This window comes from Drouetiella sp., from assembly GCF_059504425.1.
The window spans coordinates 1-7704 of sequence record NZ_JCACIN010000014.1 but is presented as its reverse complement, the minus strand read 5'-3'; the positions used below and the strand labels follow the sequence as shown (position 1 = coordinate 7704).

The window sequence follows — 7704 nt, the reverse complement described above, 5'->3', positions numbered from 1 at the left end:
GAGCTGTTTACCGATGAGTTCTTTCACGTTCTGCAACTTTTGTCCTGTACTTAGAAGGTCATCACACCCATTGCCGATCGATAGCCGGAGGAGCAGTACAGCACCACGGGGCGATCGTGCGGAATTTGCTCTAGGCTATGCGCCAGTGTTTGGAGCGGAATGTTAATTGCGTTAGGGATGTGCCCAGATTGATACTCAGATTGTTCTCGCACATCTACCAACAGGGTTGGAGACGTTCTTAACAGTTTTTTTAATCCTTCGACACTGGCGATCGTGTAGTAGCCTGCTGGAATTGATGTGAGAAACTGATCGAGTTCCAATGCTACATTTGGTGAGATTTCAGTCACTGCCGCAAGCCTGATCCCAGTCATGAGTGCAGGAGAAGGAGCAGCAGCCATTGAGGGTTGCCCAGCTCCAAAAAAGAAGCAAATCAGTAAGGCAAATCCGAGCAGTACTGTTGAGAGGAAATTTTTGAACATGATAGATTTTTTGAGTTAAGTTTCCTGATTTAAATTGGATAATTCGTTGGAGATAATTTAGTAACATTGAATCTTCAAAAATCACTGCCTTGCTGATCTTTTGTTCTTATCATTGCCGTAGAAACCAATCAACAGAACGGCGGAGGGATACAGGCGGCGGATAATCCTTCACATATCCCGCTCTCAAGATAAATTGAATACTTTCGTTGATCCCAATCGCTTGATTTAGCGTTTGCCGCGTTGAGGCTTCTTCCAAGATTTGGGTCATCGGATGAATGGCAATATTTCTCTCCCGCACCTTCAGGAAAAGCCGTTGCATCCGTCTGCCTGTTTCCAGCAGTGTCGCTACTGAGTCCTCCTTGCTGGTAATGAGAAACCAACCTGCTGATTCCGACACTTCCTGTCTAATCTGCTCAATACCTCGCTCTCGGAAATCCTTTTTCATCACATTGTCTTTGCTGTAGGAATTCCGCACTACCCAGCCAGAAATTCCTTCTATTTCCATACTTGCCGTTGTCAGCCCGTCCCGATATTTATCAGCCTCTCGGCTAGAGAATCTAATCCAGTCGGCTAACTCCTGCTGGGCTGGGTCACGATAAGCTTGAATACGATTAGCTTCGATCGTTTGTTCGTTAATGAATTGACTTTCTTGGCTGGTGACAGGCAGATAATGAATAAATTCTGGTTCTGAATTGACCAGATATGCCACGTCTTCTTTTTTCAGCACATCACTTAAAAAATTAGAGCGAACTGTACGACGGCTTTTAATTTTTGCGATGTCAAAAGCATTTTTTGAGTTTTCTCTGATTAGCTTTACTTCCATCATCCGATCGCCCTGATTGGTCGTAGCGAGTAAAGTCCAATCGCAAACATAGCCAAGAGAACCCGCAGCATATTCCAGATTTTGGATGAAAGCGCCGATCGATAAAATTGTTTCTCTCTGAGTTGGGTCAACGGCAGGTAGCCACTTACTTTTATCGTTGCCAATAATCCAGTGATAAGGTTCGAGATATTGGATAAACCACGGTTGCGTGTTGTGACCGCTCGGCGCAAGCGAGGCGAGAAATAAAATCTCTTTTTCATCTGGCTTGAGCATTTCGCCATTGCTGTCTGCTGGTTTTATATCCGCTCTTGAAAGATTACTTTTATCGCTTAGCAGATAAGCCGTTGTTCCGGCTGCAACTGTGGTTCCACCTGCAATGCCGATGAATTTTCTTCTATCCATAAGATGTTTGGGTTGTGAGGGTAAGATGCTGTCAAGACCGGATGTGCCGATAGAACACTCGTTTAACATTTTTGGCACAGAAGACATAGAGTGCCAAATTTTAAGAAATTGCGAGTGATACAATCTTTTGTTCTGATTTATTTCCAAGCTGGTTTCTTCATCATTTGATAGGCTGGGAAACTCATTCTGTGTACGATTCGCTTCTGGAATTCATCAGCTATCAAGATTAAAGGTGGGCAGAAGATTAGCATCAACCATTGCCAGGGAGATAAGGGTGCAACTGCAAAGATTTTTTGTAAAGGTGAAACATAGATAATCAATAAAATTAGCGCCCACTCCACCGCAATACCCAACCAGATTAAAGGGTTGCTAAAAAAGCCCAAGCGAAAAATCGAGATGCGTTCACTGCGACAAGCAAAAACGTTACCCGTCTGGCAAGCCGCGACCACCGCCAGCGTCACAGTGGTGGCTTGATAGTAAATTGCCATCTGAGTCGGACTCGCTGACCGTGACAGAATCGCTGCATTGATCGCCTGCAACTCGGTAAGGCCGTAGCCATTTGCCCACCAAACCAGCAAGAAAGCTGTCATACCTGCCAAGCCTTCCAATAAACCTAAGAAGCAATAGGCACGTAGCAGTAACGATTTATCTAGTAAGGGTTTCGACTTCTTGCGAGGTGGTTGAAGCAAGATGCCTTCCTCTGGCTCTTCTGCACCTAACGCCAGAGCAGGCAACATATCTGTACCCAGGTCGATCGCCAGAATTTGCAGAATGATCAGAGCAGGCGGAATTTTGAGAAAGACCATCGCCAGGAAAGGGAGTAGCTCTGGGATATTGGAGGACAGAATATAAGTAATAAATTTACGAATATTTTGATAGACTGCTCGTCCCTGCTCGATCGCGCTAACAATAGTGGCGAAGTTATCGTCAATCAGCACGATATCAGCCGCTTCTCGCGCTACATCTGTGCCGCTCATTCCCATCGCAATGCCAATGTTGGCAGCTCTCAGGGCTGGAGCATCGTTGACCCCATCACCCGTTACCGCAACAATATGACCCATCGCAATGTAAGCCTGAACCAGCCTTAGCTTCTGCTCCGGTGCCACACGAGCAAAGATTAATCCAGATTTTTGCTGCAAGATCTGACGCAGTTGAGCATCGGAGAGGTGTTCCATATCTCCGCCCGTCACCACTTTGGCTTCGCTAGTGACTAAACCAATTTGACGGGCGATCGCTTCTGCGGTCAGTCCATAGTCTCCTGTCACCATCGTTACCCGGATACCTGCTTGATGGCATTGAGCGATCGCCTCTGCCACTTCAGGTCTTGGCGGGTCAATCATGGCTATTAGCCCCACGAAGATTAGGTTTTGCTCTAGGTGCTGGGCATCTTGCGTCTCTTGCTCTTCTCTCTGTTGGGCGGCTACTCCCAGCACTCGATACCCTTGCCTCGCAAACGCATCGTTCGCAGTAGCTACCTCTACCCGATCTGCCTCTGATAATTTTTCTATATGCCCATCTCTCAGAACCTGCTGACAGTGTTGCAGCACGTCCAGCGGCGATCCCTTCGTGAACATGAGATAGGGAGCCTTGAGCGTCTTGAGAGGAGATAATTGCCTTTCTATCTCAAACCCTAAATCTGCATCATCCGAACTTCTTTGCAACACGACACTCATCATCCGTCGGCGCGAATCAAAGGGAACCTCCTGAATTCTTTTAAGCTGAATCTGAAGTGCTTCCAGATTCAGTCCGCTTTTGAGAGCCGCTACTAGGAGAGCGGCTTCGGTGGGGTCACCGATCGCTTGCCACTGACTAGAGCCTAATGGATGATTCAAGTGGGCGTTGGAGCAGAGAGCCGCACCTGCTAACAGCAGCTTTACCTGTGGCTTTTGCTGATGGTTCACTTGCACCTCTCCGGTGGGATTGTAGCCTACACCCGTGACTTCAATCTCACCCGTGCCTTTCCTCTTAGATGTCGGAATCCAGAGCTGGCGAACCGTCATTTCATTCTTCGTCAGTGTCCCGGTTTTGTCGGTACAGATGACCGTTGTGGCACTCAAAGTCTCCACGGCCGAGAGGCGACGCACCAAAGCATTGCGCTTTGCCATGCGCTTGACCCCCATTGCCAGAGCCAGAGTTACCGTTGGCAGTAGTCCTTCTGGAACAAGCGCTACAATAATGCCGATCGCAAAAATGAAGCTTTCCTTAGCTCCCATGCCCACCAGCAGATTCGTCAGCAAAAACACCAGAACACCCATGCCAAGAGCGATTGCCGTGATGACATGCACCACCCTGTTGATCTGCACTTCCAGGGTGCTGGGTTCTCGCTTGACCGTTGTGGTCAGATGGGCAACCTGACCAAACTCGGTCTGAGTGCCTGTCGCGTACACGATCGCCGAACCACGCCCTGCCGCCACGGTAGATCCTGCAAACACAAGATTGCTGGCTTCAGAGGCACGCATCTTGACGGTGGTGACAGGTGCCGCCGATCGGGCAACCGGAAGCGATTCTCCTGTCAGCACAGAGACATCAACATACAGCGACTGAGCTGAAACCAGTCTGGCATCGGCGGAAATGCGATCGCCCTCTTCTAATTGCATCACATCCCCCGGCACCATCTCCCTCACGGGAATCTCGCAGAGCTTTCCATCTCGATAGACTTTAGCTTGGACGGGCAGCATTTTACTGAGGGCCGCTAAGGCTTGTTCTGCCTGAAATTCTTGCCAAAAGCTAAACCCAGCATTAATCCAGATGACGGCCCAGATTGCCCATCCCAGCTCAGGGGTGCCAGAGACAAAAGCTAATGTGCCCGCCACCCAGAGCAAGAGCGCCATGAAATGGGTCAACTGATCAGTGAAGCGGAGTAAGAGCGATCGCCTCGCGGGTTCAGGCAGTTCATTAAACCCATAATGCTTGATTCTGAGGGAGATTTCTGCCTCTGAAAGTCCCTGTACCGAAGTTGACAGCGCTTCGTAGACCTGCTCAACCGATAATGTCCAAACGGGTGAATGAGGTGCCATATTGGATCAACTTGGTGCCTTGTCAGGGGCTGGCAGTGGTGCGGTTAGCGATCCGATCGGTTGCTGACTGCTGACTCCATCCGTTGTGCGTCCACTCATCTCGCGGGGATGGATAGAGTAGAGCGCCATCACCTCTGCCCGACCCCAGGCATCAATCCAGGTGCGGTTAATAGCGGGTGAAAGCGTTGGATTTTGCGCTTTGACAAATTGCATCACGCGATCGATCTCTGGCTGATCTGTAATGTGTTCTGCTCGTCCCGTCACCGTTACGCTGCGCCAATGCTCTAGATTGTGAACGTCTTCAACCTGTAAACAGACTTCTGAATTCACATCCATATACTTTGTCTTCATCCCAACTGTGGTGAAGATATAGATATCTGGATCATCGAAATAATAACGCATTGGTACAACGTAGGGATGTCCGTTAAGCACACAACCCAAGTGCCCATAGCCTACTTTCCGTAAGAGATTATCAATCTCTTTTGTACTCATTTCGTCAATATCTAACATGACCATTCTCCTACTAAAGGTTCACAGCGCTTTGCGCTTGATTAAGCGGGCTATGCAATTAAGAATTGCTGTAATTGATGAATTGAAGTCTGCTCAGATGGAGTTAGGAAAAAAGCGAAGCTTGTTGCCGCTGTAATCCTAATACCAATTTTATATAAAGCTACATAAAATACGAGGGCTGAAACCCCTGCCAGTCAAAGAGATTATTCTGTGTAGCCTCATAGAAAATTGGTATAAGTAGTTTTCTTTTTTGGAGTCCGACGCATATGGAGCCATAAAGAAGTCCCAGTAAAAAGTAATGCGAATGAGCCGAGAGCATTCAAGAAGGGATAGATTACCTCTAGATTCACGGCTCCAAAATGTCCCTTGTGCCAATCCAACACCCCATCAGACGCATCTCCTTTGCCATGAATAAGTCGATCAAAATAAATTAATTGGGCAAACGAAACGAGAGCCTTTTCCCAAGATTTAGGATGATTCTCGTAGCGCATATTCTGAAAAGTTATATTAAGATCTCAATTAAATCTCAGCTTATTAACTTGGCGATTACTGAGAGTATATTGTTTGAAGATTTTTGTTGTCGAGTTAATACGCTTCCATTAATGTTGACTTAATATTCACACAAATTTCCTAGAGCCATCTCTAGCTTTAGAGTGTTTTAGTAGAACTTATACAACTCAAACGCAACTCATACCAAATTTATGTGAGGCTGTACATTATCGTAGGATGGGTTGGCGACAGCATAACCCATCATTGCCAACGCTACGGCGGGTTACGCTTCGCTAACCCACCCTACATTCTGTGATCCCATATCAACCAATTGCAGGACAATCTTGCCTCGCATTCCTCCCTTTTCTAAACGTTGATGAGCTTGAACGATATCACTCCAAGGCAGAACTGAATCAATGACGGGTCGAATCTGACCGCGTTCAATCAGGTTCCTCAGTGCGTCCAATTTGTCTCTATATTGAGGACTTAAAACGAAGTGAATCGTCAAATTCTTACCCCAGGCATCAAGAAGTGTTTGAGGAGTTGCAATATCGACGATTGTGACAAGTCTGCCAAACGGATGAATTACTTCTGAGCTACGTCCAATCGTATCGCCTCCAACTGTGTCTAAAACCAAATCAACACCCCGACCATTCGTTTCTCGCCCAATCACTTCAATATAATTTTCATGCTTATAGTCGATGGGATAATCTGCACCCAGCTTCTTAACGAAGTCAAAGTTTTCTGCACTGCATGTTGTATATACATAAGCACCCATTGCTTTCGCCAGTTGAATTGCAATAGAACCGACTCCCCCCGCTCCAGCATGAATTAGAACTGTCTCACCGATTTGTAAATTGCCCCTGGTGACAAGGCATTCCCAAACGGTTCCTCCTGCCAACGGCAAGCAAGCTGCTTCAACATGGGTCAAATTAATCGGCTTAACTGCAACAATGCTTTCCTCTGCAACGTGATATTGAGCATAACTACCAAACTCGCCAAAAATTTGGGGTGAGTAGTAAACTTCATCTCCGACCTGGAAATGGGTGACTGCCTCTCCAATCGCTTCAATCACACCCGAAACGTCAACTCCGATAATTGCAGGGAGACGAACTAAATCTTTGTAGTCACCCCGACGAGTTTGATAATCAAGGGGATTGAGCGAGGTTGCATATACTCTCACCAGAACTTGGGTTGCTTTTGGAACTGGCTTCGGTATGGTTTGAAATTCAAACACCTCAGCGCTACCAAAAGCGGTCAGTACCGCAGCTTTCATGTACTCCATATCAGCCTCCTTGGGGACACTTTGTTTTGCAAAAATACATCCTGACTTTTGCAGATTATTTACGCCGCGCTACTGGTTTCATTCTTGACCTCGGTTTTGATAGCGAACTTCCTTAGGTGTCATTCCAGTGAATCGCTTGAAGTGTTGTGTTAAGTAGCTTTGACTGGAGAAGCCGACTTGTAAAGCTAATGTCTGCGATCGCTGCTGTTTTCATCAGGGAGGCAGCATTTTGAAAAAGATAAAATGCTGCCTCCTATTTTACTTGTTGCTTCCGTAGAGGAAACCTCAAGTATTAATGTCCACCTGAGGTCACTGGGGGGTTGTTGCAAGAAGCTGAGGTTTCGAGGTCACTGGAGGGGTTGTTGCAAGGAGCTGAAGTTCCCATGCAAGGGCCACTCCACTAGCACCGCCATGCTCAAGAAAAATATCTGATACACCCGCAGCTGTTTCTGTGCGTGCCCAGTCACGTTGCCATTCAGCAAGTACAGCCATCCAGTTGATTGGAATTGCACCAGCCTGAACCATACGGCGAACTGCCATGTCATGAGCTTCCGCCGTAACACCACCCGAAGCATCGGTAACGATGAATACTTCATAACCCTCACCAAGCGCCTGGATTGCTGGCATTGCGAGACAGATCTCGGCTTAGTGGTGCAGAAAAGTCTTGAGAGAATGACTGGGCAAGGATTTAGAGGGGAG

Annotated in this window: 5 protein-coding genes and 2 pseudogenes; all 7 read right to left on the bottom strand. The window is 47.2% G+C overall.

The features are described 5' to 3' along the window. Window positions 1–50: 50 nt before the first annotated feature. Entirely contained in the window at window positions 51–398 is a 348-nt protein-coding gene (locus AC5JMP_RS02980; RefSeq protein WP_495849940.1) for a rhodanese-like domain-containing protein, read from the bottom strand. Window positions 399–588: 190 nt separating this feature from the next. After that, complete coding sequence (locus tag AC5JMP_RS02975) at window positions 589–1851, bottom strand: Acg family FMN-binding oxidoreductase (RefSeq protein WP_495849939.1); 1263 nt, start codon at window positions 1849–1851, stop codon at window positions 589–591. Then, entirely contained in the window at window positions 1842–4721 is a 2880-nt protein-coding gene (locus AC5JMP_RS02970; RefSeq protein WP_495849938.1) for a cation-translocating P-type ATPase, read from the bottom strand. Before AC5JMP_RS02970 ends, AC5JMP_RS02975 begins: the two co-directional genes overlap by 10 nt. A 6-nt stretch (window positions 4722–4727) precedes the next feature. Then, window positions 4728–5231: a pyridoxamine 5'-phosphate oxidase family protein gene (locus tag AC5JMP_RS02965; RefSeq protein ID WP_495849937.1), complete on the bottom strand. Its 504-nt coding sequence runs from the start codon at window positions 5229–5231 to the stop codon at window positions 4728–4730. Window positions 5232–6003: 772 nt separating this feature from the next. Next, window positions 6004–7005 (bottom strand): zinc-dependent alcohol dehydrogenase family protein, encoded by a 1002-nt coding sequence (locus tag AC5JMP_RS02960; protein WP_495849936.1) that lies wholly within the window; start codon window positions 7003–7005, stop codon window positions 6004–6006. 78 nt (window positions 7006–7083) lie between these two features. After that, window positions 7084–7158, bottom strand: a pseudogene (locus tag AC5JMP_RS02955) (hypothetical protein); the annotation flags it as partial. 156 nt (window positions 7159–7314) lie between these two features. After that, window positions 7315–7647 (bottom strand): annotated as a pseudogene (locus AC5JMP_RS02950) (isochorismatase family protein); the annotation flags it as partial. Window positions 7648–7704: the final 57 nt, after the last annotated feature.

What these genes read in the sequence shown, in the direction of transcription:
- AC5JMP_RS02980 (WP_495849940.1), bottom strand. Translation starts at nt 398, where the DNA reads ATGGCTGCTGCTCCTTCTCCTGCACTCATGACTGGGATCAGGCTTGCG.
- AC5JMP_RS02970 (WP_495849938.1), bottom strand. Translation starts at nt 4,721, where the DNA reads ATGGCACCTCATTCACCCGTTTGGACATTATCGGTTGAGCAGGTCTAC.
- AC5JMP_RS02965 (WP_495849937.1), bottom strand. Translation starts at nt 5,231, where the DNA reads ATGTTAGATATTGACGAAATGAGTACAAAAGAGATTGATAATCTCTTA.
- AC5JMP_RS02960 (WP_495849936.1), bottom strand. Translation starts at nt 7,005, where the DNA reads ATGGAGTACATGAAAGCTGCGGTACTGACCGCTTTTGGTAGCGCTGAG.